Source organism: Roseateles sp., from assembly GCF_036404855.1.
GTDB lineage: Bacteria > Pseudomonadota > Gammaproteobacteria > Burkholderiales > Burkholderiaceae_C > Pelomonas.
The window spans coordinates 1-26,954 of record NZ_DASWYS010000102.1 but is presented as its reverse complement, the minus strand read 5'-3'; the positions used below and the strand labels follow the sequence as shown (position 1 = coordinate 26,954).

The 26,954-nt window shown below is 68.4% G+C and carries 24 protein-coding genes, 1 tRNA gene and 1 riboswitch; of the genes, 4 read left to right on the top strand and 21 right to left on the bottom strand.

Annotated features, from left to right (window positions below; genetic code table 11):
* The 16 genes from VGF12_RS06580 to pth all read right to left on the bottom strand — a co-directional run.
* Positions 1-744 (bottom strand): S1/P1 nuclease (locus VGF12_RS06580; protein WP_331175238.1); only part of this gene is annotated, 744 nt, incomplete at its 3' end.
* 45 nt (positions 745-789) lie between these two features.
* Positions 790-1,311 (bottom strand): histidine phosphatase family protein, encoded by a 522-nt coding sequence (locus VGF12_RS06575; protein WP_331175237.1) that lies wholly within the window; start codon positions 1,309-1,311, stop codon positions 790-792.
* Positions 1,302-2,078, bottom strand: coding sequence for an adenosylcobinamide-GDP ribazoletransferase (gene cobS / locus VGF12_RS06570; protein ID WP_331175236.1), 777 nt, complete (start codon positions 2,076-2,078; stop codon positions 1,302-1,304). Before cobS ends, VGF12_RS06575 begins: the two co-directional genes overlap by 10 nt.
* 117 nt (positions 2,079-2,195) lie before the next feature.
* The gene (locus VGF12_RS06565) at positions 2,196-2,654 is read right to left on the bottom strand and encodes an isoprenylcysteine carboxylmethyltransferase family protein (protein WP_331175235.1); all 459 of its coding nucleotides are present in this window, start codon (positions 2,652-2,654) and stop codon (positions 2,196-2,198) included.
* Between the two features lie 172 nt (positions 2,655-2,826).
* Complete coding sequence (locus VGF12_RS06560; protein ID WP_331175234.1) at positions 2,827-3,177, bottom strand: hypothetical protein; 351 nt, start codon at positions 3,175-3,177, stop codon at positions 2,827-2,829.
* A gap of 93 nt (positions 3,178-3,270) precedes the next feature.
* The gene (gene cobT / locus VGF12_RS06555) at positions 3,271-4,308 is read right to left on the bottom strand and encodes a nicotinate-nucleotide--dimethylbenzimidazole phosphoribosyltransferase (RefSeq protein WP_331175233.1); all 1,038 of its coding nucleotides are present in this window, start codon (positions 4,306-4,308) and stop codon (positions 3,271-3,273) included.
* Positions 4,305-5,726, bottom strand: coding sequence for a cobyric acid synthase (locus VGF12_RS06550; protein WP_331175239.1), 1,422 nt, complete (start codon positions 5,724-5,726; stop codon positions 4,305-4,307). Before VGF12_RS06550 ends, cobT begins: the two co-directional genes overlap by 4 nt.
* A gap of 17 nt (positions 5,727-5,743) precedes the next feature.
* A complete protein-coding gene (locus tag VGF12_RS06545) occupies positions 5,744-6,739 on the bottom strand; it encodes an aminotransferase class I/II-fold pyridoxal phosphate-dependent enzyme (RefSeq protein ID WP_331175232.1) in 996 nt (331 codons plus the stop codon).
* On the bottom strand, positions 6,739-7,659 hold the full coding sequence (cbiB, locus tag VGF12_RS06540; protein WP_331175231.1) for an adenosylcobinamide-phosphate synthase CbiB: 921 nt from the start codon (positions 7,657-7,659) through the stop codon (positions 6,739-6,741). Before cbiB ends, VGF12_RS06545 begins: the two co-directional genes overlap by 1 nt.
* 76 nt (positions 7,660-7,735) lie before the next feature.
* Positions 7,736-8,305: a cob(I)yrinic acid a,c-diamide adenosyltransferase gene (cobO, locus tag VGF12_RS06535; RefSeq protein WP_331175230.1), complete on the bottom strand. Its 570-nt coding sequence runs from the start codon at positions 8,303-8,305 to the stop codon at positions 7,736-7,738.
* Between the two features lie 6 nt (positions 8,306-8,311).
* Positions 8,312-9,073, bottom strand: a complete 762-nt coding sequence (locus tag VGF12_RS06530; RefSeq protein ID WP_331175229.1) for an ABC transporter ATP-binding protein — start codon at positions 9,071-9,073, stop codon at positions 8,312-8,314.
* Positions 9,070-10,050 (bottom strand): iron ABC transporter permease, encoded by a 981-nt coding sequence (locus VGF12_RS06525; protein ID WP_331175228.1) that lies wholly within the window; start codon positions 10,048-10,050, stop codon positions 9,070-9,072. Before VGF12_RS06525 ends, VGF12_RS06530 begins: the two co-directional genes overlap by 4 nt.
* Positions 10,050-10,901, bottom strand: a complete 852-nt coding sequence (locus tag VGF12_RS06520) for a helical backbone metal receptor (protein ID WP_331175227.1) — start codon at positions 10,899-10,901, stop codon at positions 10,050-10,052. Before VGF12_RS06520 ends, VGF12_RS06525 begins: the two co-directional genes overlap by 1 nt.
* Positions 10,894-11,451 (bottom strand): bifunctional adenosylcobinamide kinase/adenosylcobinamide-phosphate guanylyltransferase, encoded by a 558-nt coding sequence (gene cobU / locus VGF12_RS06515; protein WP_331175226.1) that lies wholly within the window; start codon positions 11,449-11,451, stop codon positions 10,894-10,896. The genes VGF12_RS06520 and cobU overlap by 8 nt, the downstream gene beginning before the upstream one ends.
* Before the next feature lie 168 nt (positions 11,452-11,619).
* Positions 11,620-13,488, bottom strand: coding sequence for a TonB-dependent receptor domain-containing protein (locus tag VGF12_RS06510; RefSeq protein WP_331175225.1), 1,869 nt, complete (start codon positions 13,486-13,488; stop codon positions 11,620-11,622).
* A 76-nt stretch (positions 13,489-13,564) separates the two neighbouring features.
* Positions 13,565-13,795: riboswitch (cobalamin riboswitch) on the bottom strand.
* A gap of 221 nt (positions 13,796-14,016) precedes the next feature.
* Complete coding sequence (gene pth / locus VGF12_RS06505; RefSeq protein ID WP_331175224.1) at positions 14,017-14,655, bottom strand: aminoacyl-tRNA hydrolase; 639 nt, start codon at positions 14,653-14,655, stop codon at positions 14,017-14,019.
* Positions 14,656-14,737: 82 nt separating this feature from the next.
* Here pth and VGF12_RS06500 point away from each other — a divergent pair, with 82 nt between their 5' ends.
* From VGF12_RS06500 to VGF12_RS06485, 4 genes are read left to right on the top strand one after another with little or no spacing between them, the layout of a single operon-like run.
* Entirely contained in the window at positions 14,738-16,165 is a 1,428-nt protein-coding gene (locus VGF12_RS06500; protein WP_331175223.1) for an MdtA/MuxA family multidrug efflux RND transporter periplasmic adaptor subunit, read from the top strand.
* A gap of 10 nt (positions 16,166-16,175) precedes the next feature.
* Positions 16,176-19,304 carry an MdtB/MuxB family multidrug efflux RND transporter permease subunit gene (locus VGF12_RS06495; RefSeq protein WP_331175222.1) on the top strand — a complete coding sequence of 1,043 codons (3,129 nt, stop codon included), beginning with the start codon at positions 16,176-16,178 and terminating at the stop codon, positions 19,302-19,304.
* Positions 19,301-22,414, top strand: a complete 3,114-nt coding sequence (locus tag VGF12_RS06490; RefSeq protein ID WP_331175221.1) for a multidrug efflux RND transporter permease subunit — start codon at positions 19,301-19,303, stop codon at positions 22,412-22,414. The genes VGF12_RS06495 and VGF12_RS06490 overlap by 4 nt, the downstream gene beginning before the upstream one ends.
* A gap of 4 nt (positions 22,415-22,418) precedes the next feature.
* A complete protein-coding gene (locus tag VGF12_RS06485) occupies positions 22,419-23,819 on the top strand; it encodes an efflux transporter outer membrane subunit (protein WP_331175220.1) in 1,401 nt (466 codons plus the stop codon).
* Positions 23,820-23,872: 53 nt separating this feature from the next.
* On the opposite strand, the gene VGF12_RS06480 is transcribed toward VGF12_RS06485, so the two are convergent.
* From VGF12_RS06480 to VGF12_RS06460, 5 genes are all read right to left on the bottom strand, one after another.
* Positions 23,873-24,496, bottom strand: coding sequence for a 50S ribosomal protein L25/general stress protein Ctc (locus VGF12_RS06480; RefSeq protein ID WP_331175219.1), 624 nt, complete (start codon positions 24,494-24,496; stop codon positions 23,873-23,875).
* Between the two features lie 81 nt (positions 24,497-24,577).
* Positions 24,578-25,540 (bottom strand): ribose-phosphate pyrophosphokinase, encoded by a 963-nt coding sequence (locus VGF12_RS06475; RefSeq protein ID WP_331175218.1) that lies wholly within the window; start codon positions 25,538-25,540, stop codon positions 24,578-24,580.
* A 61-nt stretch (positions 25,541-25,601) separates the two neighbouring features.
* Positions 25,602-25,678: transfer RNA gene (locus tag VGF12_RS06470), tRNA-Gln, on the bottom strand.
* A gap of 40 nt (positions 25,679-25,718) precedes the next feature.
* A complete protein-coding gene (gene ispE / locus VGF12_RS06465; RefSeq protein WP_331175217.1) occupies positions 25,719-26,612 on the bottom strand; it encodes a 4-(cytidine 5'-diphospho)-2-C-methyl-D-erythritol kinase in 894 nt (297 codons plus the stop codon).
* Positions 26,596-26,954 (bottom strand): lipoprotein insertase outer membrane protein LolB (locus tag VGF12_RS06460; RefSeq protein ID WP_331175216.1); only part of this gene is annotated, 359 nt, incomplete at its 5' end. The genes VGF12_RS06460 and ispE, both read right to left, overlap by 17 nt.

Below are 26,954 nucleotides of genomic sequence, written 5' to 3'. Positions count from 1 at the left end.
CTTCAGCGGCCCGAAGCCCGCCGTCACCGGTGCGCCGTCCGCCGCGCTGGCAGGGCTCGGCGGCTTGGGCGCGCCTACTACCCAGATGCTGTTGCCGCCCACGGTGAAGCTGTTCTCGTCGAGCCCGGTCTTGTCCGGGTCCACGCGCTGGCCTCGTGCGTCGAGATAGACCGCGCCGACGTGCAGGGGCTGGTGCAGGTCGCCCACAAGGTGCACGAGCACCAGCAGGGCCTCGCGCCGGTCCTTGAGGCTCGGTGGGCCGGCCGCGGGCCTGCCCTGCAGCACCAGGATTGCGGTGCGCAGCGCGCCCACGACGTCGTCGCTGCGCGTGCCGACGAAGCCGGGCAGGTAGCGGCTGCGTTGCAGCGCAATATCGGCATAGTGCGTTTGGCGATGGCAGGCGTCCTCGTCCGGGCCAATCTGGCATTGGCGGTCGTTGCGCCTCACGTAGTCGGCCATCTCGGCGATGCCCGTCGGCGTTTCCAGCGGAGCGCATTCTGGATACTTGCCGGGCGCGGGATAGGTGTAGCCATGACTGGGCGAGATGCCCTTCGCACAATCGGCCCAGACGGCGGCCTGCGCCAGCGTGAGGCCGTTCAGCAGTGCGGCGACGCGGGTCTCGGCGGCTGTGCCCTTGAGCAGCCCGGCTGCGATGGTGGCCACCGTGGCGTGACCGTCGGGGCCCCATGCGTGGGCATTCAGCGCGCAGCCGGCGAGCAGGGCGGAGGTGAGCAGTCGGCGCATCTGGGGGCAGTTGGTAGTACGGCCCTTCATATTGCCGCGTTCGTCTTACAGTCGCCAGCGCTGCCCGTAGCGGGGGGGCGCAGGCCAGGTGACCGCCTTCGGCGCCTCGCCGGGCGATTCGAGCTGCCAGCGCCGCGCAAGCATCCAGCCACCGTGGCCCACGGCCAGCGCCGTGTCCAGCGGCTGCACGGCGCGCGCCAGCAGCGCGGCCAGGCTCTCCCCGCCTCCAGGGCGGTGCTGCAGGAAGTCGTCCGTCCAGGCGGCCAGTGCGGCGGCGCCGATGTCGTCCCAACGCCGGCCGTCCCAGGCGCCGAAGTCCAGTTCCAGCAGCATTGCGTCCGTACGATGGCGCCAGCCCCAGCGCGCCAGCCAGGCTCCCACGTCCGCGCAACGCGAGCGCGGCGACGTGATGACCTCGTGCGCCAGCCGATGCCGGCGTGCGTGGGCCTGGATGCGGCGTGCCAGCCGCTTGGCGCGGCGCCAGTGCACCGGCGGGTCGCTTCCGGCGCCTATGCACAGGCCGGCCACGCCCTCGGGCCGGGGATGCCGCCAGATGGTCAACGCCACGCGAGCAGCCCCAGCAGCAGTGCGACCTCACCGAACTGCTGCGTGGCGCCCAGCGTGTCGCCGGTGTAGCCCCCCAGGCGCCGCCGCAACCAGCGTGCCATCCACAGGCCCACAGCCGCGCTGGCCGTGAGGCCTGCCACCATCGCTGGCAGGAGCGGGGGGCGTAGCGCGGCGACCGCGGCGCAAAGCGCCAGCGCGAACACAGCGGTCAGCGCCAGCTCGCCCGCGCCGCTGCCACTGGCCAAAGGCTTGGCCTTGGCATGCTCGAGGTCGCCGGCATAGGGCAGGGCGGCCATCAGCGCGACTGGCAGCGCGCGGCTGACGCCCTGTGCCCAGGCCAGCACCAGCGCGGCGACCCAGGGGCTGGCCTGGGCCAGCGTCCACAGCGCCGCGGCCTTGAGCCCCAGCACCAGCACGAGGCCCAGCGCGCCGTAGCTGCCCAGGCGCGAGTCCTTCATGATCAACAGCGCCTTCTCGCGGCCGACGGCGCCACCCAGGCCGTCGCAGGTATCGGCCAGGCCATCCTCGTGGAAGCCGCCAGTGATGTAGACGCCGGCCGCCATCGCCAGCAGCACGGCGATGGCTGGTGGCCACAGCTGCGCAGCGACCCACAGCACGGCGCCGGCCAGCGCGCCCACCAGCGCGCCGACCAGCACGAAGTACGGCGCGCAGCGGGCCAGCCAGTCCGGCTCGAAGCCCACCCAGCGCGGAATGGGCAGGCGGGTCAGAAACTGGAGGGCTGTGAAGAAGAGGCGCAGTGGCTGCATCCGGGGGAGTGTCGGCGAGGGATGAGGTTCAGCGGCACCCTGGCCACGCTCAGCGGCATGTGACCCCCTCGGTCAGCCCGCGCGACTCAGGTCGTTGCTGCGATGGTGGATGCGCTCCTACAGCCAACGCCTGACGGTGGCGGCGTACGTCGCGAACTCCTGGCCAAATCGCTGCGTGAGCGCGCGCTCCTCAGGCTGGATCTGAAACCGGTTCATGTACGCGACGAACACGGGGATCAGCAGCGCGGCAGCCCAGTTGGCGAGGAAGGCAGCAAGCCCGGCGAGCGCAAGCAGAAAACCCAGATACATGGGGTTCCGGCTGATTCGGTAAATGCCCGTCGAGACGAGCGAAGAAGACTGCTCCGGTGTCAATGGGTTGACCGTTGTGCTGTGGTTGCGGAAGGCAACGACGCCAGCCAGGGCCACCGCGGCGCCAACCAGAACCAGCGTGGCGGCCAGAGCAATCCGCCACGGGACCGCTACCGCAGCCGGCACGGTGTGCGCGACCGCCACCATCCCACTCGAGAAGGCGAGCACCAGAACCAATGGAGGAATTCTCAGTTCGAGTGCATGCATGAGAGGGTGATGTGGCTTGATGCGGAGCAAATGGGGCGCGCGGGCCCTGCGTCAGGCAGTATCCGATGAGGTCGCTATGACGGAATGCCAGAGCGAGTCCAGTCGAACGATAGGCGAGGCCTCCTCACGTACTTTGACCTGCGACGGCGTACGTCCAACTGCCCCCGCCGCTTCAGCCGGTGTGGGAGTGCCGGGCGTGCCCTGATGGGCGCTGGAAGCCGTAGTAGAAGGTCCACTCGGCAGCAATGTAGGCGACCGGGAACACGGCGAGTGCGGGGCCAATACCCAGCCAGGTTTCCAGATTGAGTGGCCCGAGGGCTAGAGCCTTCACGGCCAACACGGGCAACGCAACCAGGTAGGCCAGCAGCCCCAAGTACGCGCCAGCAGTGAGGCTTGTGCGCAGCGTGAGACCTGGCCTCGCGAGGCGAAGGTTGCCTGCGATGTACTGGCGCGGCACGGTGTAGAGACGGTATGCCGCCGCGGCGAAGATGAACGGAAACACCAGGAGCGGAATCAGAAACATGGAGCCAACGTTTGCGCTAGGCGTGCACGACTATGCCAACAAAACACTGGCAAGCAGCTCCTCCTTGGCTGCGATTGGCCTTGGCACCTGACTTCAGCTCTTCGCACTCACCCCCGCCGCCTCGAAGCTGGCCATGTCGCGCAGCAGGTCGCAGGCTGATTGGAGCAGCGGCCAGGCCAGCGCCGCGCCCGACCCCTCACCCAGTCGCAGTCCCAGGTCCAGCAGCGGCCTGGCCCCCAGCGCGGCCAGCATGCGGCGATGCCCAGGTTCGGCCGAGCAGTGCGAGAACACACAGCACTGCAGCACGGCCGGCGCCAGCCGCGACGCCAGCAGCACCGCGCTGCCCGTGATGAAGCCGTCCACGACGACAACGCGTCGCTGCGCGGCGGCCTCCAGCACCGCGCCGGTCATCATCGCGATCTCGAAACCGCCCATCGCAGCCAGCACGTCCAGCGGCGCATGTTCGTGCGCGTGTCGGGCCAGCACGCGCTCCAGCACCGCCGTCTTGTGCGCGAGTCCAGCATCGTCCAGGCCGGTGCCGCGGCCCACGCAGTCGGAGAGCGGTGCACCGGTCAGCCGTGCCAGCAGCAGCGCCGCAGCGGAGCTGTTGCCTATGCCCATCTCGCCAAGCAGGATGACGTTGCCGGGCAAGCCGCGCACCACCTCGCGGCCTGCGAGCAGGGCCGCCTCGCACTGGGCGCGCGTCATCGCTGGGCCAAGCGAGCTGTCCGCTGTGCCGGAGGCGATCTTGCGAGAAACCAGACCGGCGCGCGGCGCGAAATCGTGGGCCACGCCCGCGTCGATGACCTGCAGTGCGAGGCCGTGCTGGCGCGCCAGCACGCTGACGGCAGCGCCGCCTGCGAGGAAGTTCTCGACCATCTGCCAACTGACCTCGCTGGGGTAGGCGGACACACCCTGGGCCGTCAGCCCGTGGTCGCCGGCGAAAACCAGCAGATGTGGCGCCATAAGGCGCGGCGTCTCGCTGCCGAGGATCAGCCCCAGGCGCAACATCAGCGTCTCGAGCTGGCCCAGTGCGCCCAGCGGCTTGGTTTTGTTGTCAATGCGCCGATGCAGCGCTTCTGCCAACCCGGGCTGGTCGAGCGGCGTGATGAGGGGGATGAGATCGGTCATGACAGCAGTCCGGCCAGCACGCCGGGTTCGAAATGGAGATTGATGAAGTCGGCCAAACCGTCGAAGACCGCTTCCAGCGGCTTCCCGCGTTGGCTGAACAGGGCCTGCAGCACTGCCGGCTGTTCAAAGAGGCCGTGGGCGTAGACGCCCAGCACCCGCCCCGCCTGCCAGCCTATGGCCTCGCCGCCTGCATTGCGCAGCGCGACGCGCGGCGGTTCGAAGGCGGGATGGGCGCGGGTGCGGCCGTGGCGGATCTCGTAGCCGCGGGCACTGACCTCGGAAAGCGGGGCCCAAGGTTCGTCCAGCCTGTCGAAGCGGACGGTGGTGTCCAGCAGCCGCTTCTCCCGCGCGAACACCGTCACCAGCGGCAGCAGTCCCAGGCCCGGCGCATTGCCGTCCACGCCCTCGGTGTCGATCAGTGCCTCGCCCAGCATCTGAAGGCCGCCGCAGATGCCAAGAATGGGACCGGGGTGGGTGTTGATGGCGGCGTCCAGCCGCTGTTCTCGCAACCAGGCGAGGTCGGCCGCGGTGGACTTGGAGCCCGGCAGGATGATCCAGTCCGCGCCCGCCAGGTCCTGCGGTGTGCGCGCCCACGACAGGCACACGCCGGGCAGTTGGCGCAGCGGTTGAAACTCGTCGAGATTGGACAGGCGCGGGTAGGCGACGACGGCGATGCGCAGTCCAGCACCGGTGGTCGAATCGTCGAAGACGCCGTCCTCTTCGGGCAACCCATGGCCCCGCCACATCGGCAGTGTCGCTACCGTCGGCACGCCGGTCAGCGCTTGCAACTGCTCAGGGCCGGGCGTGAGCAGCGCCGCGTCGCCGCGGAAGCGGTTCAGCACGAAGCCGCGCAGCTGGGCGCGCACGTCCGCGGGCATCAGCTGGTGCGTGCCATAGAGATGGGCGAAGGCGCCGCCGCGGTCGATGTCAGTGACGAGCAGGCAGGCTGCACGGGCCGCGCGCGCAGTACCCAGGTTCACATAGTCGTTGGCCGCGAGGTTGATCTCTGCGGGCGAGCCCGCGCCCTCGATGACGACCACGTCGTTTTCGGCCATCAGCTCATGCAATGCGCCCTCCGCCCGCGGTCCCAGCAGCGCGCTGCGCTCGTGCCAGGGCAGGCGCGACAGCGCCGCATCCACTTCGCCCAGCACGACCACCTGGCTCTGCGTGTCGGCCTCGGGCTTTAGCAGGACCGGGTTCATGCGCACCTCGGGCACGCGACCTGCGGCGAGGGCCTGGAAGTACTGGGCCGAGCCGATTTCGCCCATGCTGCCGTTCAGGCCTGGCACGACGCGCGCGTTGTTGCTCATGTTCTGTGCCTTGTAAGGCGCCACCTTCAGCCCCTGACGGGCATACCAGCGGCACAGCGCCGTGACCAGCCAACTCTTGCCCGCACCGCTGGTCGTGCCCAGCACCATCACCGCTTTGCCTTGGCTCACGAATCCTCGCTTTCGATTTCCAGCAGCGCCTGCTGGAGTGCGTCCTGGCTGCGCCTCGGCTGGGCGGAGACGCGTACCCAGCCGGGCAGGCCGAAGGAGGCCGCGTCGCGCACTCGGATGCCGCGCTCGCGCAGCCGCAGCGCGATGTCAGGCCGCGGCGGGCGGGCCAACCAGAACGGGGTACAGCTGGGTTGTTGCTGCGCCCAGTCCAACGCTTCCAGCATGCGGCGCTGGGCGGCGCTCCATTCGCGCAGTTGTGCTCGGGCGTCGGCAAGCCAGTCGGCGGTCGCCGCGTCACGCCAATGGGTCAGCATCGCCACGCCCTCGGCCGACAGCACCCAGCTCGGTGCCAGCGCCAGTGCGCTGGCCCATGCCGCGTCCTGTGCCGGCGCGAGCAGATAGCCCGCGCGCACACCGGTCAGTCCCAGCGCCTTGTTGGGGCAAAGCAGCTGCCAGGCGTTCGGCGGCGCAATCGGCGACCCGCCGTGCAGGCGTAGCGGCTCGTAGGCGCAGTCCACGGCCAGCAGGTGTTCGCCGCCCAGCACGGGCCAGGCGGCCAGGCTGGCGCCGGTGGGATTGCAGGGCTCGCAGATCCACACCAGTGCCGGAGCCGCAGGTCGGATGTACTCGATGCCGACATAGGGTCGCACGGCCATGCCCAGCGCTAGCGCGGCAGCGGCGTAGTCGCCGAAGCCCGGCTGCGGCACCCAGACCTCGCAACGTCCCGTGCGCAGCGCGGCCAGCGTCAGGCGACGTATGCCTTCGGCGCCGCCGGCTGTGGGCAGCACGAGTTCTGCATCCAAGCCATGGGCCTCGCCGAGCCGGCGGCGCAGCGCACCGTAGGCCGGGTCGGGGTAGGCATGGCGGTCGGCCTGTTGGACGGCATTCAGCAGCGCGGGCGGCGGGCCCAGCGGGCTGGCGTTGGTGGAGAAATCATGCGTTGCGTCGAGCCCGCCGTCGGGGCCGCCGTGTTCAGGCATCGAGGTAGGCATCACAGTCCGCTCCTGAGGCCCCAGGCTAGCGCGGCCATCAGCGCAGCGCCAGCGGCGACGGCCTGCCGTGCCGCGTCGCGCGCGGCCCGCAGATCGCCTGCCCGCACGGGCCGGCCGGCCGCGTGCAGCACGTAGACGCCGGGCTTGGTGAGCCGCAGGCCCAGCCGCAGTGCCATCGCAGCCATGGGCCACCCGCCATTGGGCGATGGTGTGCGGCGGGCCTCGCGCCGCAGCCGGCCGAGCGACGGCGGCAACAGCATCCAGGCCGTCAGGCGCGCCGGCAGCCAGGACAGCGCGTCGTCTGCGCGCGCGGCCCATTTGCCGGACCACTCGCGGGTGTCGCGGTAGCCCCACATCGCGTCCGCCGTGTTCGCGAAGCGATACACGGCGGCGCCCGGCAGGCCGGCGATGGCGAACCAAAACAGCGGCGCGACGACCGAGTCGTTCAGGTTCTCGGCAAGTGTCTCGATGGCGGCTTCGCGAACTTCGGTGGCGTTCAGCGCCGAGGTGTCACGGCTGACGAGGCGCGACAGCCGCGCGCGCCCGGCCTCCAGAGATTCGGCCAGCGCCGTTTCTACCGCCGAGGCCTCTTCCGCCAGCATGCGCCAGGCCAGGAGCGGCTTCAGCAGCACGCCCAGCACCAGGGCAGTCGCAAGCAGGGCCAGGCCACCGCGCCATGGGTGCAATGCCTGGATGACCAGCGTCTCCAGTCCCGCCGCGAGGGCGCCCACCAGCGTTGCGCCCATCAGCCAAGCCAGCGCGCCGGCCGCAAACCCTGCGACCGGACGGAGCCTCGTCAGCCTGAACAGGTCGAGGAAGCGGCCCATGCCAACGACGGGGTGGGCCCAGGTGGGGGGCTCGCCCAGCAGCCTGTCGATGGCCAGGGCGGCCAAGAGCGCCAGGGGAAGCAGCAGGCTCACGAGTGCACCCCGCGGCCGGCGGTCGTGCCCATCGGGAGAGCGCGAGCTTGCTTGAGGCGGCGCCGTGCGGAGCTCATCAATCCTCGATGCCCCTTTGGGCTGGCACGCCGGCCTTGTAGTGGTGCTTCACGAGCGCCATCTCGGTGACTGTGTCGGCCAGTGCTGTCAGCTCAGCCGGCGCGCCGCGGCCCGTCAGCACCACGTGCACATGCGGCGGGCGCTCGTGAAGGCAGGTCAGTACGGCATCCAGCGACAGCCAGCCATAGCGCAGCGGGTACATGATCTCGTCCAGCACGACAAGGAAATGCTCGCCGCCGCGGATGCTGCTCTCCGCGCGCGCCCAGCCCTCGCGGGCCAGCTCGGCGGAATGCTCCAGGTCCTTGCTCTTCCACGAGAAGCCGTCGCCCAGGCCGATGATGGGTACGCCCAGCTGTTCGAACACGCGGTGCTCGCCGAAGCGGGCGCTGGGCACCTTCATGAACTGGTAGATCAACACCGGCTTGCCGCGGCCGTGGGCGCGCAGCGCGAGGCCGAAGGCGGCCGTGCTCTTGCCCTTGCCGTCGCCGGTGTGCACCAGCACGAGGCCGCGGCGCTCGGCGGGTTGCGACAGGCGCTGATGGTCGAGGGGAGGCTGTTCGATCTGCATGTCGGTCTAAAGAGGCAAGGCGACCCAGCGGCCCTCGATCTGGGCGATACGCAAGCTCGGGCCGAAGACGCGCTTGAGCGCCTCGTGCGTGGTGGGGTCGGCTGGCGAGCCGGTGTGCTGGATGTGGCCATCGGCCATCAGCACGAGGTGATCAGCCTGCAGCGCCAGGTGCAGTTCGTGCAGCACGCTGACGACGCTGTGGCCGGCGGCGATGCGTTCGCGCACCAGCGCCATCCATTCGGCCTGGTGAGGCGGGTCCAGGTGGGCCAGCGGCTCGTCCATCAGCGTCAGTGGCGCCTGCACGGCGAGTGCGCGAGCCAGCAGCACGCGCTGGCGTTCCCCACCCGACAGGCTGCCCAGGCGACGCTCGCGCCAGGCCCAGCTCTGCGTCGCGTCCATGGCCTGCTTCGCCGCAGCGTGGTCGGCAGCGGTGGGGGGCGCGAGCCAGGGGCGGTGCGGCAGGCGGCCCAGAAGCACCACGTCCAGCGCCGTCAGGTCGTCCGCGCCGGTTTCCTGCTGACCCATCCAGGCGAGCTGGCGGGCGCGGGCGCGGGCGGGCCAGTCGGGCAGCGGTCGGTTCGCCAGCGTTACCCGGCCCTCGCAGCGCTGCAGGCCGGCGATTGCGCGCAGCAGCGTGGACTTGCCGGCGCCGTTGGGGCCGACGATGGCTGTCCAGCGGCCGGCGGGGACGTCCAGCACGATGTCGCTGATGAGGTCGCGGCCGCCGATGTGGACGCGCTCGATGCGGGCCTGCAGCGCCATGCTCATTTCCGGGGTGCTCCACGCCGGTGCATCAGCACGAGCAGATAGATGCCGCCGACCAGCGCGGTGACCAGGCCTACCGGAAGCTCTTGGGGCCGGATGACGGCGCGAGCGATGACATCGGCCGCCAGCAACAGCGCGCCGCCGGCCGCGGCCGACAGCAGGATGAGCCAACCGTGCAGCATGGGACACAGCGAGCGCACGAGGTGGGGCGACACCAAGCCCACGAAGGCGACGATGCCGGTCTGCGCGACCGCCGCGCCAGTGGCCAGCGCGAACGCGAAGATGAGCAGCAGCCGCACCAGGGGCAGGCGCACACCGAGCGACGCAGCGGTGGATTCGCCCAATGTCAGCGCGTCCAGCGCCGGGCTGGCCACGAGGCCAACGACCAGGGCGACCACGCCGCAGGCCGCCATCACGCCGACGCTGTTCCAGCCCAGCAGCCCGGTGTTGCCGAGCAGGAAGGCCTGCATCGCACGCAGGATGTCCGGCGCCCACAGCGTGGCGAGATTGGTCAGCGCGTTCAGCACGACGCCGACGACGACGCCGGCCAGCAGCAACCGCAGCGTCTGCTCCACGCCGCGGGCCAGCACCAGCGTCAGGCCCACGCCGGCCAGCGTGCCGACAAAGGCGATGCCGGTGAGGCCGATGTTGGCGAGGAGCGACGCGTGCTGCGCGGACATGCCGGTCAGCGCCAGCGCGATGGCGACGGCGAGCTGGGCGCCCGAGGCGCTGCCCAGCAGATAGGGGTCGGCCAGCGGATTGCGGAAGAGGCCCTGGGAGATGGCACCCGCCATGCCCAGCAGTGCGCCGGCCCACCAGGCGCCCAGCGAGCGCGGCAGGCGGATCTCCCACAAGATCAGCGACATGCCCTCGTCGCCCAGGCTGGCCCAGCCGGTACTGCCGGTGGCCACGCCGGCCACCACGCCGAGGGCGCCGACGGCGAGGAGCAGCGCCAGCAGGACGCCGGGGCGCAGATTCACTAGGCCTTCTCCCTTAGGCAGCGCGCCATGATCTGCGCGGCCTCGGCCATGCGGGGACCAGGGCGAGCCATGATGTCACCCTCGTCGGGCTTGAAGACGCAAATGCGGCCGCGCTTGATCGCGTCGATCTGCTGCCAGCCCGGCCGCTGGGTCAGGCCCTCCGAGCCGCGCGAACCGATCATGATGAGCGCGGGATTGGCCTTGACGACGTACTCGGGGTTGATCTTGGGGAAGGGTCCCAGCTCGGGCGGGATGATGTTGCCCACGCCCAGCTGCGTCAGGGTCTCGCCCATGAAGGAGACGGTGCCGGCCGCATACAGGCCCGGTGCGACCTCGTAGTAGACGCGGATGCCGCGTGCCCGGGCAGGCACGCTGCCGGCTGCCGCGGCGACGCCGGCTTCGATATGACGCCAGACGCGCTGCGCATCCGGCACGTCCAGTACGCGGCCGACGGTACCCAGCACGCGCTGCACGTCCCGATAGGAACGCGGCTCCAGCACGATGACCTTGAGCCCCAGGGCCCGCAGCCGCTCTGCGACGCGCGAGGACACGGCCACCAGTACGACGTCGGGTTTCAGCGCCGCGATCATCTCGACGTTGGTGTCGTCCAGGCCACCGAGCTTGGGCAGCGCGTTCACTTGCACCGGGTAGTTGGAATAGCGGTCCACGCCTACCAGTCGTGCGCATGCGCCTAGCTCGCAGACGGTCTCGGTCAGGGACGGCAGCAGGCTGACGATGCGCTGAGGTGGCGCAGCGAGCACCGTCGTGTGGCCGAGGTCGTCCTTGATTTCGATGGCCCGGACGGGCAGGGCGCTGATCAGCAGCAGCGCGACGAACAAACGTTCAAGCATTTGTAGTTTCCTCGACGGGCCGCGTCCAGGCCTGACCCGCAACCATCAGTGTCAGCTGGCCACAGCGCCGGGCCACATCCTGATTGAGGTGGCCCAGTTCGTCCACGAAGTCACGCACCTTGCGGCCCAGCGGCGACACGCCCCAGCCGACCTCGTTGGACACGAACACCACCGACGACACGAGCCGCGGCAGCCGCGACATCAGCTCGTCGCGCTCGGCCTGCCAGCCGGCTTCGTCGCACGCGCCGCTCATGGGCATCAGCCAGTTGGTAAGCCACAGCGTCAGGCAGTCGACGATGACTAGCGTGCCGGCATCGTCGACCTGTTGCAGGGCCGCGCTCAGGCGCAGCGGAGCCTCGATGGTCTCGAAGCCTGCCGGCCGCGCGGCGCGGTGGTGGGCGATGCGGGCACGCATCTCGTCGTCGGCCGCCAACGCGGTGGCGACGACCGCCACGCGGCCGCCAGCGGCCTGCCAGCGCAGCGCCAGTCTTTCGGCTTGCCTGGACTTGCCGCTGCGTTGGCCGCCGACGATGAGTTGGTGTGTGCCCACGTCAGGTGCCCGCTGGTCGCGCCGAGCCGGCGGGTCGAGCGCCGGGCCGCTCCCAAGCCGCCCCACCGGGGTGATGTGCCTGTGTCTCGACGCCGCATGCTTCCGCGGCCCCTAGGAGGGGCGGCCGAACTCGCTCGCGGCGAGCGACGCGAAATCTGCCGCGGGACTTCAAAGCGTTGGGCTCCAGCGCAGGCTCACCAGCACCGCGCGCGGTGCCGACGCGTAGCCGTAGGCCGTTGTGCTGTCGCGGTCGAAGGCGTTGTCCAGGTTGAACTGCAACCGCAGGTCGCGGCTGAGCTTGTACTGGGCGTTGAAGTTCAGGAGGGCGTAGCCGCCCAGCTTGCGCGTGTTGGCGGCGTTGTCGAAACGCGCACCGGAGGCTTGCACGCCGGCGCCCAGCACCCAGTCTCCCAGCTCGGTGTCGGCACCGAGCGTGGCCAGGCGCTTGGCGCGGCGTGCCAGCAGCAGGCCGGTGCTGGCGTCCGTGGGCTTTTGCAGGTCTACCGTGGCGCGCAACGTCACGATGCCGAGCCTGGTGTTGCCTGCCAGGCTCACGCCCTGCAGGCGGGCCTGTGACACGTTCTGATAGCAGCCGAAGGCGCTCTGGCAGGTGCCGGCTGCGCCGAAGATGATGAGGTTGCTGATGCGGTTGCGGTAGGCCGTGGCGGTCAGCTCGGTGTCGCCGAAGCCGTACTTCAGGCCCAGCTCCACGTTGCGGCCGCGCTCGGCCTCCAGCGGGTTGACGCCGGGCTTGCTGAGGTCGGGGCCGTAGACGGTACCCTGCTGATACAGCGTGGGTGCGCGGAAAGCATTGCCCACCGAGCCCACGACGCGCAGGCCGGTCGAGATCTCGTAGCCGACCAGCAGCGTGCCAGTGTCGACGCCGCCGAACTGGCTGTCGTTGTCGTGGCGAGCATGGGCCTGCAGGCTGAAGGCGCCGGCGTTGAGCAGGTAGCCTGCCCCCAGTGCGTTGCGGTGACGCTTGCCGACGCCCGAGGTGACGAGGCCGCTGTTCTGCAGCTCATCCTCGATCCGTTCGCCCTGGAAGTTGATCTGCTGGCCCTTGCCGAGCTGGTAGGAGCCGGTCAGCGCCAGGTTTTTGACATGGGTGACGGTCAGGTAGGGTGAGGGCGTGGTCTCGTAGCGGTCACGAGACTCCCCGTAGCTCAACTGCGTCTGCAGGGCGGGAGCCCATTGCGCCGTCCACGCCAGGCGGGTGGCATCGGTGTCCTGGAGCGTACGGTCGTCCACCAAGGGCCGGGACTTGGAGGCGTCGTATTGGCCATTGGCGTGGTTCTTGATGACCACAAGCTCGGCGCGGTGGCCTTCGGCCAGTTGGGCGCCGACGCGTGCGGTGGCCTGGTACTTGCGCCAACCGTCACGGTCGGGCACGTAGCTGAATGAGCCTGGATAGTCGACCGTGGCATTGAAGCCGTCGCTCTCCTCGCCTGCCAACGTGAAGGCGAAATCCAGGATGCCCTGGCTGCCGAACAGCCCAGCGTCGGCCTTGTGCGTGGCCTGGGTGCCCAGCGCGACGCCGAAGTCGGCGCTGATCTTGCCGCCGCCCTTGCGCGTGAAGATTTGCACGACGCCGCCCACCGCGTCGGAGCCGTAGATGGCGCTGGCCGGGCCCTTGAGCACTTCGACGCGCTCGACCTGGGCGATGGGGATGCCTTGCCAACTGGCGCCGCTGGAGGCCTGTGAGTCCATGCGCACGCCATCGACGAGGACCAACGTGTGGCGCGTCTCCGCGCCGCGCAGGTACAGCGAGGTCGACGAGGCAGGGCCGCCGTTGCGGACCATCTCGGCGCAACCGTTGTTGCGCAGCAGATCGGCCACGCTGGCCGCGGCTTGGCGCTCGATGTCGGCGCGAGTGATGACGGTCAGATCGGCCAGAACCTCGGACAGCTTTTGCGGCGTGCGCGACGCGGTGGTGACGACGGTGTCGAGCTTGTTCTGGGCATGAGCGGACATCGCCAGGGCCAGCGCAGACAGGGCGAGCAGCGACCGACGGGCCGCGGGAAGGGAGTGGGACATGGAATGAAGCGGGCACGAACACTCAGCAGCGCTGACCCCCGCAGCGCCGCTGAAAAATGGCGGCCGGCCTGTTGGCGCGGCAACCCCGTCGTTGGCCGGTATCCGGGCTGGTGGCGCGGCATTCGAGACCTTCCCAGCCGTGAGGCCAGTGGTCGTGGATCGAACGCTGAGGCTGCAGGGCCTCGTCCACTTACCGTTGCGGGGACAGCTCAGGTTAGGTTGGCCGCGTGGCGGTTCCCCTCCTGATTCCCGTTGAACTGCAACCGCCGTGGAGGCGGCCGCGAGCACCAACAGCGTGGATTCTATCGGCTGCCGCTGGCGGTCCCGTGCGGCCTGTACGGCCTGTACGGCCGGGCCTTCTCGGGCGGCCTCAGGGGCGCCGCCTGCGGGTCGTCGACCGCCTGGGTGAACGCGCAGGTCCGCCAGGTGCCGGCAACGTGGCGCTCGTGGGGCTGCGGAATTGCGTCTGGACGAGGGCAGGCAGGGCTGGGCGCCGGGCTGCAGCCAGTGCCAGGCGTGGCGGTTTGATCACGGGGCCGGCGTCTGTTCCGGCGGCGTGGGCGTGGGTTTGGGGGGTTTGGGGCGCGGCGGTTTGGCGTGGATCTTGGCCAGCGCCTTGTCCATCTGGCCACTCAGCATCAGCTCGACGGCGCCGTAACTCTTCTCGATGCAGTCCTCCACCGCCTGCCGGTCGGCCAGCGGCGGCTTGCGCAGCACGTAGTTGGCGACTTCGGCCTTGTGGCCCGGATGGCCGATGCCCAACCTCAGTCGCCAGAACTCGCCGCTGCCCAGTTGGGCCCGCATGTCCTTCAGGCCGTTATGGCCACCGTCGCCGCCACCTTTCTTGAACTTCATCTCGCCGGGGGCGAGATCAAGTTCGTCGTGGATGGCGAGGATCTCCTCCGGGGCGATCTTGAAGAAGCGAGCCAACGCCGCGACCGACTTGCCGGACAGGTTCATGTAGGTCATGGGCTGCAGCAGCCAGACCGGGCCATTGGCCCCGGGCGCGCCGTTCACGCGAGCGACGAGGCCGTGGTACGCCTTGTCCGGCGTGAGGCTCACCTTGAGGCCGCGCGCCAGCCCGTCGATCCACCAGAACCCGGCGTTGTGGCGCGTGTCTTCGTACTCTGCGCCGGGGTTGCCCAGGCCCACCATCAGTTTGATCATGAGCGTGATCGTAGCTTTGGGCCGTAGCAACGCAGCAGCTACATTCGGCCGAGACACTTGGCTGCCATCAGGAGTGGACCGAATGCAGAACAAGGATTCCAAGCGCAGCAGGACCTGGGTGTTCATTGTCGTGGCCGTAGTCGGCATGGCCTTTGCCGGCTGGTGGTGGAAGGGGCGGGACGCCGCCGCCGAAGGTCCGGCCGGCGCGGCCTCCGCCGCCTCGGGCGCAAGCGCGGGCCGCACGCTCGGCGGGCGATTCGGGCGCAGCGGACCGCAGCCGGTTTCTGTCGCCACGGTGCAGCGGCGTGACATGAACGTCATCGTCGATGCCATCGGCAGCATCGCATCGGCCAACACGGCAGTCGTGCGTGCCAAGGTAAGCGGCGAGCTCCGGGCCTTGTATTTCCATGAAGGGCAGCCGGTGAAGGCCGGTCAGGTGCTGGCGCTGATCGATCCCAAGCCCTACGAAATCGCGCGCGATCAGGCGCTGGCGACGCTGGCCCGTGACCAGGCGCAGCTGGAGAACGCCCGCGCCGACCTTGCCCGCTACAAGGACCTCGTCGCCAAGGATGCGGCGCCGCGTCAGCAGCTCGATACCCAGCAGGCGCTGGTGCGTCAGCTCGAGGCGACGCTGTTGTCCGACCAGGCTGCCGTGGACAACGCTAGGCTGCAACTGTCGTACACCCGCGTGACGGCTCCCATTGCCGGACAGGCCGGCTTGAAGCAGGCCGACCTCGGCAACAACGTAACGCCCGGCGACGCCAACGGCATCCTCAGCATTGCTCAGACGCAGCCGGCCGCAGTCGTCTTCGCCGTGCCCGATGCGCGCTTGGCGCGCATCCGCCAGCAACTGGCTGACAAGCAGCCGCTGGCTGTGCAGGCTTGGGACCGAGAGCGCAAGCTGCTACTGGCCCAGGGCGCCGTTGCCAGCACTGACAACGCCATTGACGCGAGCACCGGCACGATCAAGGTCAAGGCGCTGTTCGCCAACAAGGACAACAGCCTCTTCCCCAACCAGTTCGTCAACGTGCGCCTGCAACTGGACCGGCTGAAGGACGTGCTTGTCGTACCCAGCGCCGCCGTGCAGCGCGGGGCGCCAGGCATCTTCGTCTACGTCATCGCCGACGGCCAGGTGTCGCTGCGCAAACTGCAGATCCTGGCGACGGACGGCGATTCGACGGCCGTGCAGGGCGAGCTCAAGCCCGGCGATCAGGTCGTCACCGACGGTGCTGACCGGCTCCGCGATGGGGGCAAGGCCGAGGTCATCAAGGCGCCGCCCGCCGGAGCGTCGGCGGCCAGCGGGCGTGGTCGGGGCCATGGCGGCGCCGCAAGTGCCGCTGCGAGCGGCGAGGTCAGTGGCACCGCCGTGTCCGGCGGCGACCGGTCGCGCTGGATGGAGCGTGTGCCCCCCGAGATGGTGGACAAGCTCAAGGCCATGAGCCCGGAGGACCGACGCGCCTGGCTCCAGGAGCACCGCGCTTCCGCTGCCGGGTCAGCCCCCACCAACTGAGGCCGGGGACATGAATCCGTCGCGCCTGTTCATCACGCGGCCGGTCGCGACTTCGCTGCTGATGCTGGCCATCGTGCTGGCCGGCGCGTTGGCCTACCGGTTGCTGCCCGTGTCGGCCTTGCCTGAAGTGGACTACCCCACCATCCAGGTCACGACGCTGTACCCAGGCGCCAGCCCCGACGTGATGACATCGTCCGTCACCGCGCCGCTGGAGCGCCAGTTCGGCCAGATGCCAGGCCTTGCGCAGATGTCGTCGACCAGCTCAGGTGGTGCATCGGTGATCACGCTGCGCTTCGAACTCAGCCTGTCACTGGACGTGGCCGAGCAGGAGGTGCAGGCGGCCATCAATGCCGGCAGCAACTTGCTGCCCAGCGACCTGCCCATGCCGCCGGTCTACAGCAAGGTCAACCCCGCGGATGCGCCGGTTCTGACCATCGCGGTGTCGTCGGCCACGTTGCCGATCACGCGTGTGCACGACCTGGTCGAGAGTCGGCTTGCGCAGAAGATCTCGCAGGTGCCCGGTGTGGGCCTCGTGGGCATCGCGGGTGGCCGGCGGCCGGCTGTGCGCATCCAGGCCGACCCGGGCGCACTGGCCTCGCTGGGCATGTCGATTGACGACGTGCGCACGGCTATCTCGGCTGCCAACGTCAATCAATCCAAGGGCAGCTTCGACGGCCCGCAACGCGCGTCCACGTTGGATGCCAATGACCAACTGCGCAGCGCCGCCGAGTACGCCAGCCTCGTCATCGCCTACAAGAACGGCAACCCGGTGCGGCTCAAGGACGTGGCCCGCCTCGTCGACGACGCCGAGAATCTGCGGCTGGCAGCCTGGGCGGGGCAGGCGGGGCAGTCCTCCGTCTCGGCCGTCATCCTGAACGTGCAGCGCCAGCCTGGCGCCAACGTCATTGACACGGTCGACCGTGTGCATGCCGTGCTGCCGCAGCTGCAGGCGAGCTTGCCAGCCTCGCTGGACGTGCGGGTGCTGAGCGACCGCACGACCACCATCCGAGCCTCGGTGCGCGACGTGCAGCACGAGCTGTTGTTCGCCATCGCGCTTGTCATCGGCGTCATCTTCGTGTTCCTGCGCAGCCTGCCGGCCACCATCATCCCGGCTGTCGCGGTTCCGGTGTCGCTGGTGGGCACTTTCGTCGTCATGTACATGGCGGGCTTCTCCATCAACAACCTGACGCTGATGGCGCTGGTGATCTCGACGGGCTTCGTTGTTGACGACGCCATCGTCATGATCGAGAACATTGCGCGGCATATGGAAGAGGGGGGCGAATCGGTCAGTGCCTTCGACGCCGCCCTGACCGGGTCCAGGCAGATCGGCTTCACCATCATCTCGCTGACGGTATCGCTGATCGCGGTGCTGATCCCGCTGCTGTTCATGGGCGACGTGGTGGGCCGGCTGTTCCATGAGTTCGCCATCACCCTGGCGGTGTCCATCCTGATCTCGGCCTTCGTGTCGCTGACGCTGACGCCCATGATGTGCGCGCGGCTGCTCAAGCACGAGCACGAGGAGGATCATGGCCGACTGTGGCGCCGCGTCGGCGAGGCCTTTGACGACACCATCGCCGCCTACGGCCGCATGCTGAACTGGGTGCTGGATCGCTCGGCGGCGACGTTGGTCGTCTTCATCGCGACGCTGCTGCTGACGGGCGTGCTCTACCTGCTGGTGCCCAAGGGCTTCTTTCCGGTTCAGGACACCGGTCAGCTGCAGGGCATCACGGAGGCCGCCCAGTCCACGTCCTTCTCGGCCATGGCCGAGCACCAGCAGCGACTGGCCGAACGCGTGCTGAAGGACCCGGCGGTGGAGAGCGTGTCCTCCTTTATCGGCGTGGACGGCGGCAACACGACGCTGAACCAGGGGCGGCTGCAGATCACCCTCAAGCCCAAGGAGGGTCGCAGTGCGAGCGCGGCCGAAGTGGCGCGCCGCCTCGCAGACATGGTGGCTGACGAGCCAGGCATCGCCCTGTACCTGCAGCCTGTGCAGGACCTGACCATCGAGGACCGCATAGCCAAGACGCAGTACCAGTTCACACTGTCTTCGCCGGACTCGGCCGAGCTGAGCCGATCCACCACGGCGGTGTTGGAGCACCTGCGCGGCCTGAAGTCCATCATCGACGTGGCCAGCGACCAGCAGGAGCTGGGCCTGCAGGCCTACGTGGACATTGACCGCGACGCGGCCGGGCGGCTGGGCGTAAGCGTCGCCGCCATCGACAGTGCGCTTTACAGCGCCTTCGGCCAGCGGCTGATCTCCACCATCTTCACGCAGAGCAACCAGTACCGCGTCGTGCTGGAGGTGGCACCCGATTTCCGTGCCGGCCTGGACGGCCTGAGGCGGCTCTACGTGCCGGGCGCCGGCGGCACGCAGGTGCCGCTCAGTTCTGTCGCCCGATTCGCCGAGAAGCAAGCGCCGCTGGCCGTCAACCACGTGGCGCAGTTCCCGTCATCGACGATCTCCTTCAACCTCGCGCCAGGGGCGTCGCTGGGCGAGGCGGTGAAGGCCATCAAGGCCGAGGTTGATGCGCTGCAGCTGCCCCTTAGCGTGGAGACTCGCTTCGAGGGCGCAGCCCTGGCCTTCCAGGCCTCGCTGACCAGTACGCTGCTGCTCATCCTCGCTGCCATCGTGACGATGTATATCGTGCTGGGCGTCCTCTACGAGAGCACCATCCATCCGCTGACCATCCTGTCCACGCTGCCTTCGGCTGGCCTGGGCGCACTGCTGGCGCTGTTGGCTTTCCGGCTGGACCTGGACATCATCGCCATCATCGGCATCGTGCTGTTGATTGGCATCGTCAAGAAGAACGCGATCATGATGATCGACTTCGCGCTGGAGGCAGAGCGCGACATGGGCATGAAACCCCGCGACGCCATCTACCAGGCCTGCCTGCTGCGCTTTCGGCCCATCCTGATGACGACGATGGCCGCGCTGCTCGGTGCCCTGCCGCTGATGCTGGGGACGGGCGTGGGTAGCGAGCTGCGCCATCCGTTGGGCGTTGTAATGGTGGGCGGCCTCATCGTCAGCCAACTGCTCACGTTGTTCACTACACCGGTCATCTACCTCGGCTTCTCGGCGCTGGCCGCCCGTCTGAGGGGCGGCCGCAAGCCGCTGGACGGCGAAGGGGCCGCGGCGTGAACCTGTCGCGCACCTTCATCGAACGCCCCATCGGCACGGCGCTGATCACCTGCGGCATCGCGCTGGCCGGGGCCATTGCCTACCTTTTGCTCCCTATCGCGCCGCTGCCCCAGGTGGAGTTCCCGACCATCTCCGTGAGCGCCTCGCTGCCCGGCGCCAGCCCGGACACCATGGCCGCGACCGTTGCCACGCCGCTGGAGCGCACGCTGGGCAGCATTGCCGGCGTCACCGAGATCACTTCGTCGTCATCCCTGGGTAGCAGCCGCATCACGCTGCAGTTCGACATGGGCCGCAACATCGATGCCGCCGCGCGTGAGGTGCAGGCGGGCATCAACGCGTCCCGTGCTCTGCTGCCCAGCGGCATGCCGAGCAACCCGACCTACCGCAAAGTCAATCCGGCCGATGCGCCGATCATGATCATCTCGCTGACGTCGGATACGCTGACGCGTGGCCAGATGTACGACGCCGCGTCCACCGTGCTCGCGCAGCGCCTGTCGCAGGTCGCCGGCGTGGGCCAGGTGACCGTGGGCGGCGGTGCGTTGCCGGCCGTGCGCATTGAGCTGGACCCGAACAAGCTGGCCGCCCAGGGCATCTCGCTGGACCAGGTGCGTGCTGCCATCGTCGCGACGAATGCCAACCGGCCCAAAGGGCAGTTGGAGTCCGAAGATCGCTACTGGCAGATCACCGCCAACGATCAGGCCAAGCGCGCGGCCGAATACGCACCACTGGTGCTGAGCTACAAGAGCGGCGCCGCCGTTCACCTGCGGGACGTGGCCGATGTGCAGGACAGCGTGCAGGACCTGCGTAACGACGGCCTGGCCAACGGCCGCCAAGCCGTGCTGCTGATCCTGAACAAGGCGCCCAGCGCCAACATCATCCAGACGGTCGACACCGTGCGCGGCCTGCTGCCTCAGTTGCGCGCATCCATCTCGCCGGCCATCGACGTCAACGTCGTTATGGACCGCACGGCCACCATTCGCGGCAGCATCGTCGAGGTGCAACGTACGCTGGTCATCGCCTTCGGTCTGGTCATCGTCGTCGTCTTCATCTTCCTGCGACGCTTTCGCGCGGCGCTGTTGCCGGCCGTGGCTGTACCGGTGTCTCTGGCAGGCACCTTCGGTGCCATGTACCTGCTGGGCTACAGCATCGACAACCTGTCGCTGATGGCGATGACGGTCGCGACAGGCTTCGTCGTCGATGACGCCATCGTCGTGCTGGAGAACATCTCGCGCCACATCGAGCGCGGTGTCTCTCCCCGCGAAGCGGCACTACGGGGCGCCAGGGAGATCGGTTTCACCGTCGTGTCAATCTCGCTGAGCCTGATCGCCGTCTTCATTCCCATCCTCGCGATGGGCGGCATCGTGGGACGCTTGTTCCGCGAGTTCGCTGTCGTGCTGTCCGTGGCCATCCTGGTGTCCATGGTGGTGTCGCTCACGACGACGCCCATGATGGCCGCGACGCTGCTCAAGCCGCAGGCCGCCGCGCGCCCGTCCGGACGCATCGGGCGTGCGATGGCCCGCGTACAGGCCAAGCTGATGCGTGGCTATCGCCGATCGCTGCGCTGGACGCTGCGCCATCAGCCGCTGGCGCTGCTGGCCTTGGCTGGCGTCGTGGCGCTGAACGTGTCGCTGTACATGACCATTCCCAAGGGTTTTTTTCCGCAGCAGGACACCGGGCTCATGGTGGGGGGCGTGCAGGCGGATCAGGCCAGCTCTTTCCAGTCCATGCAGCTCAAGCTGCGCACCTTCCACGACATCGTGCGCGCGGACCCGGCCGTGGCCAATGTGACCGGCTTCACCGGCGGTGGCCAGCGCAACAGCGCCAACATGTTCATCAGCCTCAAGCCCCGCAACGAGCGCAAGGAGAGCGTGGACGACGTCATCAACCGCCTGCGCGGCAAGTTGGCCAAGGTGCCGGGTGCCAATCTGTTCCTCGCGCCCGTGCAGGACATCCGCATCGGTGGCAGGCAGTCGAATGCGTCTTGGCAATACACACTGCAGGCCGACGACTTAGCCGACCTGCGCACCTGGGAGCCACGCATTCGCCGCGCGCTGACCGAGGTGCCCGAGATCACCGACGTCAACACCGACCAGCAGGACAAGGGTACTCAGACGTCCCTCGTCGTTGATCGCGATGCGCTGGCGCGGCTGGGCATCACGATGAGCGCCTTCGACAGCACGCTGAACAATGCCTTTGGCCAGCGCCAGGTGGGTGTCATCTACAACCCGCTGAACCAGTACCGCGTCGTCATGGAGCTGGCGCCTGTCTGGTTGCAGAGCCCGCAGACGCTGGACCGGTTGATGCTCACCAGCGGCGGTGGCCAGCAGGTGCCGCTGTCGGCCGTCGCCCGCGTCGAGACGACGAGCACGCCGCTGTCCGTCAGCCACCAGAGTGGCACGCCTGCCAGCACCATCAGCTTCAACCTGGCGGAAGGGGTCTCGCTGTCGGACGCCGTCGATGCGGTCAGCGACGCGGTCGCCCGCAGCGGCGCACCCACGTCGGTGCGAGGTAGTTTCCAGGGCACGGCCCAGGCCTTTCAGTCGTCTCTGAAGTCTCAGCCGCTGCTCATCCTCGCGGCCGTGGTGACCATCTACCTCGTACTGGGCATGCTCTACGAGAGCTTGATCCACCCGATCACCATCCTGTCTACGCTGCCCTCGGCCGGCGTCGGCGCGCTGTTGGCGCTGATGGCCTTCAAGACTGACTTCACCATCATTGCGCTGATCGGCGTCATCCTGCTGATCGGCATCGTCAAGAAGAACGCCATCATGATGCTGGACTTCGCCATCTCGGCGCAGCGCGCGGCTGCCGAACGAGGCCGACGCATGACGGCCGGTGCTGCCATCTACCGCGCGGCGCTGCTACGGTTGCGTCCCATCCTGATGACGACGGTGGCTGCCGTTTTCGGCGCCGTGCCGCTGGCACTTGGGCACGGCGAAGGTGCCGAGCTGCGCGTGCCGTTGGGCATCTCCATCGTTGGTGGCCTGCTGCTGAGCCAGTTGCTGACCCTCTACACCACGCCCGTCGTGTTCTGCTGCATGGACCGGCTGAGCCGCAGGCGTCCCAAGGCCGCGCCGGCGCCAGCGGCCGCCGTCCAGAACGCGACATGAAACCATGCCGAAGACCGTCCTCGCTCCTCTGACCCTGGCTCTGCTGCTTGCCGGCTGTGCCGTGACGCCGCAGCACCCACCGGCTGAAGCATCGCCGCCCGTGAGCTTCAAAGGCTCGAACGAATGGCAGCGCGTGGCACCCGAAGTGGCCATACCCGAGGCTTGGTGGACGATGTTCAAGGATCCTGTGCTGGACAGTCTCCAGGCCGAGCTCGTCGTTGGCAATCAGAACCTCGCCGCGGCCCTGGCTCAGGTCGCTTCCGCGCGCGCGGTGCTGAGGGCCAGCCAGTCCGCCATCTTCCCGACGCTGTCCCTCGGCGGCGGCAGCACGCGTTCCGCGACCGCCGAGAACAACAACGGTCAGCGAACCGTGTCGACCAGCAACTCGCTGACTGCCAACGCGGCCTGGGAGGTCGACCTTTGGGGGCGCCTCGCCGAAGGCGTGAAGGCGGCAGGCGCCAGCTACCAGGCAAGCCAGGCCGACCTGGCTGCGTTGCGGTTGTCCGCTCAAGCGACACTGACGCAGAGCTACTTCTCACTGCGTGCCGCAGAGGCCCAACTGGCGCTGCTTGAGCGCACTATGGCTGCCAACCAGCGTGCGCTGGAGCTGACGGAGGCCCGCTACGCAGGCGGCGTCGTCGCGCAGACCGACGTGCTCCAGGCTCGAACCCAACTGCGCAGCGTGCAGTCCCAGCTCAGTGATGTTCGCGCCCAGCGCGCTCAGCTGGAGCATGCTGTAGCGACGCAGCTCGGCAAGCTGCCGGGGCAGTTCCAGGTGCTCCCGAACGCTCGGCTGCCCGAACTGCCGCCGGTGCCGGAACTGGTGCCTTCGACGCTGCTCGCTCAGCGCCCCGACATCGCCGCCGCGCGTGCGCGCCAGACGGCGGCCTACGCGCAGATCGGCATTGCCGACGCGGCCTTCTTCCCGTCAGTCAACCTGTCGGCCAGCGCTGGCTATCGCGGGACGTCCTGGTCCAACCTGATCTCGGCGCCCAATCTGCTGTGGTCCTTAGGCGCAGCCGTGGCAGCGCCTTTGCTGGATGGCGGCCAGCGCCGCCTCGCCAGCGACCAGGCCCGCGCTTCAGCCGAGGTGGCTACGGCCAACTATCGCCAGGTGGTGCTCACGGCCTTTCAGGAGGTCGAGGACAACCTCGTGCAGTTCGCCGAATCCGGCGCGTCGCTGGCCTTGCAGCGCGATGCCTTCGAGGCCGCCGAGCGCAACCTGGAGCTGGTGCTGGCCCAGTACCGCGCCGGCACGGTCAGCTTCCTGAACGTCAGCGCTGCGCAGACGTCGGCGCTGTCAGCCGAGGGCAACCTGCTGTCGTCGCGCAGCCGCCAGTTGGAGGCTGCCGGCATGCTGTTGAAGAACCTGGGTGGGCGTCTGCCAGTAGCGACCCCGCAATGAAAAAGGGCTCCGTTTTGGAGCCCTTGATCGTTGGCAGAAGCCGGCGAGAAGAATTACTTCTTGCCCTTCTTGCCCTTCTTGTCGTCGGCAGCCGGGGCGGCAGCCACGACGATTTCTTCGACCTTGGGCTCAACCGGCGTCGCGATGACGGGATTGGGCTTGCCGTGGGTGACGACCTTGACGCCAGCGGGCAGCTTGATGTCATTGACATGCAGCGAGTGACCCTTGGTCAGGCCCGACAGGTCGATCTCGATGAACTCGGGCAGTTGCTGGGCCAGGCAAGTGATCAGCAGCTCGGTGACGACGTGATTGACCGTGCAGTGGTCCGTCTTGACGGCCGGCGAGGACTCTTCGCCGACGAAATGGAGCGGCACCTTCTTCGTGATCTTGGTCGTGCCGTCCACGCGCTGGAAGTCGCAGTGCAGGACTTGCGGCTTGTAGGGGTGCATCTGGAAGTCACGCAGCAGCACTTGCGTCGTGGCGCCGTTCAGCTCCATGTCCAGCAGCGAGCTGTGGAAGGCTTCCTTCTTGAGGGCGTGGAAGAGCGCGTTGTGATCGAGTTCGATCATCGTGGGCTCACCGGCGCCAAAAACGATACCGGGCACCTTGCCGGCGACTCGCAGGCGGCGGCTCGCTCCGGTCCCCTGCAGCTTGCGCTCAAAAGCGACGAACTTCATGGTTTATCTCCAAAAAGAGAACGGCACCCGCGACCAGGCGCCGTATTGCAATGCCGTCTTGCGACGGCGACGAAACCCGGATCAGAAGTTGTTGTTCTGTTCCGAGAAGAGAGACGTGACCGATTCGCCATCGGAAATGCGGCGGATGGTCTCGGCGAACAGGAAGGCCACCGACAGTTGGCGGATCTTCTTGCAGGCCTTGGCCGCGTCGGTCAAGGGAATGGTGTTGGTGATGACGACCTCGTCCAGTGCCGAGCCAGAGATGCGCTCGATGGCCGGGCCCGACAGGATGGGGTGGGTGCAATAGGCGAACACGCTCTTGGCGCCTCGAGCCTTCAGCACCTCGGCCGCCTTCACCAGCGTGCCGGCGGTGTCGATCATGTCGTCCATGATCACGCAGTTGCGACCGTCGATCTCGCCGATGACGTGCATCACCTCGGAAACGTTGGCAGCCGGGCGGCGCTTGTCGATGATGGCCAGGTCGCAGCCCAGCTGCTTGGCCAGCGCGCGGGCGCGCACGACGCCGCCGACGTCCGGTGACACGACGACGAGGTCCTTGTAGTTGCGGCTCTTCAAGTCCGACAGCAACACGGGCGACGCGTAGATGTTGTCGACCGGGATGTCGAAGAAGCCCTGGATCTGGTCGGCGTGCAGGTCCATGGTCAGCACGCGCTCGACGCCCACGGTCTCCAGCAGATTGGCGACAACCTTGGCCGAGATCGGCACGCGCGTGCTGCGCGGGCGGCGGTCCTGGCGGGCATAGCCGAAATAGGGGATCACGGCGGTGATGCGCCGCGCGCTGGCGCGCTTGAGCGCGTCCACCATGATCAGCAGCTCCATCAGGTTCTCGTTCGTCGGCGCGCAGGTGGGTTGCACGACGAAGACGTCGCGGGCGCGGACGTTTTGCTGGATCTCGACGGTGACCTCACCGTCGGAGAAACGGCCGACCACGGCCTTGCCCAGCTCGAGGCCGAGATGGGTGGCAATTTCCTGTGAGAGAACCGGGTTCGCGTTTCCGGTGAAGAGAACCGTGTTGAGCAGCACTGGGAGCCTCTGGGTGTCAGTGGCTCGCTGAAGCAAGCCGGTTCAGCGAAAAGCAGAAATCTGGCAGGGGAGGAAGGACTCGAACCCTCGCATGTCGGAATCAAAATCCGATGCCTTGACCAACTTGGCGACTCCCCTACACAGGACACAGCACAGCTGCTGCACCCTATAACCTTGCTCAGTCGGCCCAGCCCGCAAGCGGGTGTTGAGCCAGACTGCGGCAGATTCGACCGGTCCACCCTTCAGGCCTAGCCTGAAGCAATGTCGCCAGGGACTGGTCGTCCTTGCCATCTTTTCCATCCCCGGAGAGCGTGGCAAACACGGCGGCTCCGGAGCCCGTCATCCGGGCGTTGCCAAAATGTTTTGACAACAGAGCCAACGCGTCTCGCACGTCACTGCTGATTCCTTCGGCGGCGGGTTGCAGGTCGTTTCGACCGAATCCACTCACCAAGTTTTCTGCAGTTCCAGCCAGGGCGGGAAAGCCCGCGACTATAGCCAAGTTTTCGGACCTTGCCAAGAGTTCGCTCGAAAAGATCTCTTTGGTGGCCAGGCCGGCCGGTCCCTTGATGACGGCGAAGCGCTGATCCGGCAGCGTCAGCGGGTGCAGGATCTCGCCGATCCCCTCGACGAGCGCCGGCCCGCCGCCGAGAAAGAACGGCACGTCGGCGCCGAGCTTGAGACCCAGCGCCGACAACCGTGACAACGGCAGGCGCAGGTTCCAGAGGCGGTTCAGGGCAAGCAGTGTCGTCGCCGCATCTGACGAGCCTCCACCCATGCCGGCACCGGCGGGGAGGCGCTTTTCGAGATGGATGTCGGCGCCGAGCGCGCAGCCTGTCTCTGCCTGCAGCAGGCGGGCGGCACGCAGACAGAGGTCGTCCGCCGGCAGATCGCCCCCAAGCACATCGTGGCGGCGCAATTCCCCGTCGGCACGGCGCTCGACATGCAGCGTGTCCGCCCAGTCGACCAGCACGAAGAGCGACTGCAGCAGGTGGTAGCCGTCCGGCCGCTTGCCGACGACGTGCAGGAACAGGTTGAGCTTGGCCGGGGCGGCCAGATCATGGAGTGCCTTCATCGCCTCCATCCAGCTTCGCGCGCAGCGTGACGATGGGCTCGGCCAGGCGTGTGGCGACGAGGGCGGGTAACCGCGGCTCGATGCGCCAGCCCAACTGCTCGAAGCCGTTGGCCGTCGTCTGGTGCGGTGCCGCGGGCCAGGGGCGGGCCTTCAGCCAGTCGAACAACGCGGCCACGGGTACGGCCTCGCCCAGCAGCTCTCGGGTCAGCGCGTCCAGGTCGTCGAAGCGTCGCTCGTCGCTCGGCGTCTGCAACGTGACGCGGCCCGGCCGCCAGTCCGCGCGGGCCACCAGCGAGCCCAGCGGGGAGGTCAGCTCCAGCCGACCGGCCTCGGGGCCGCCGA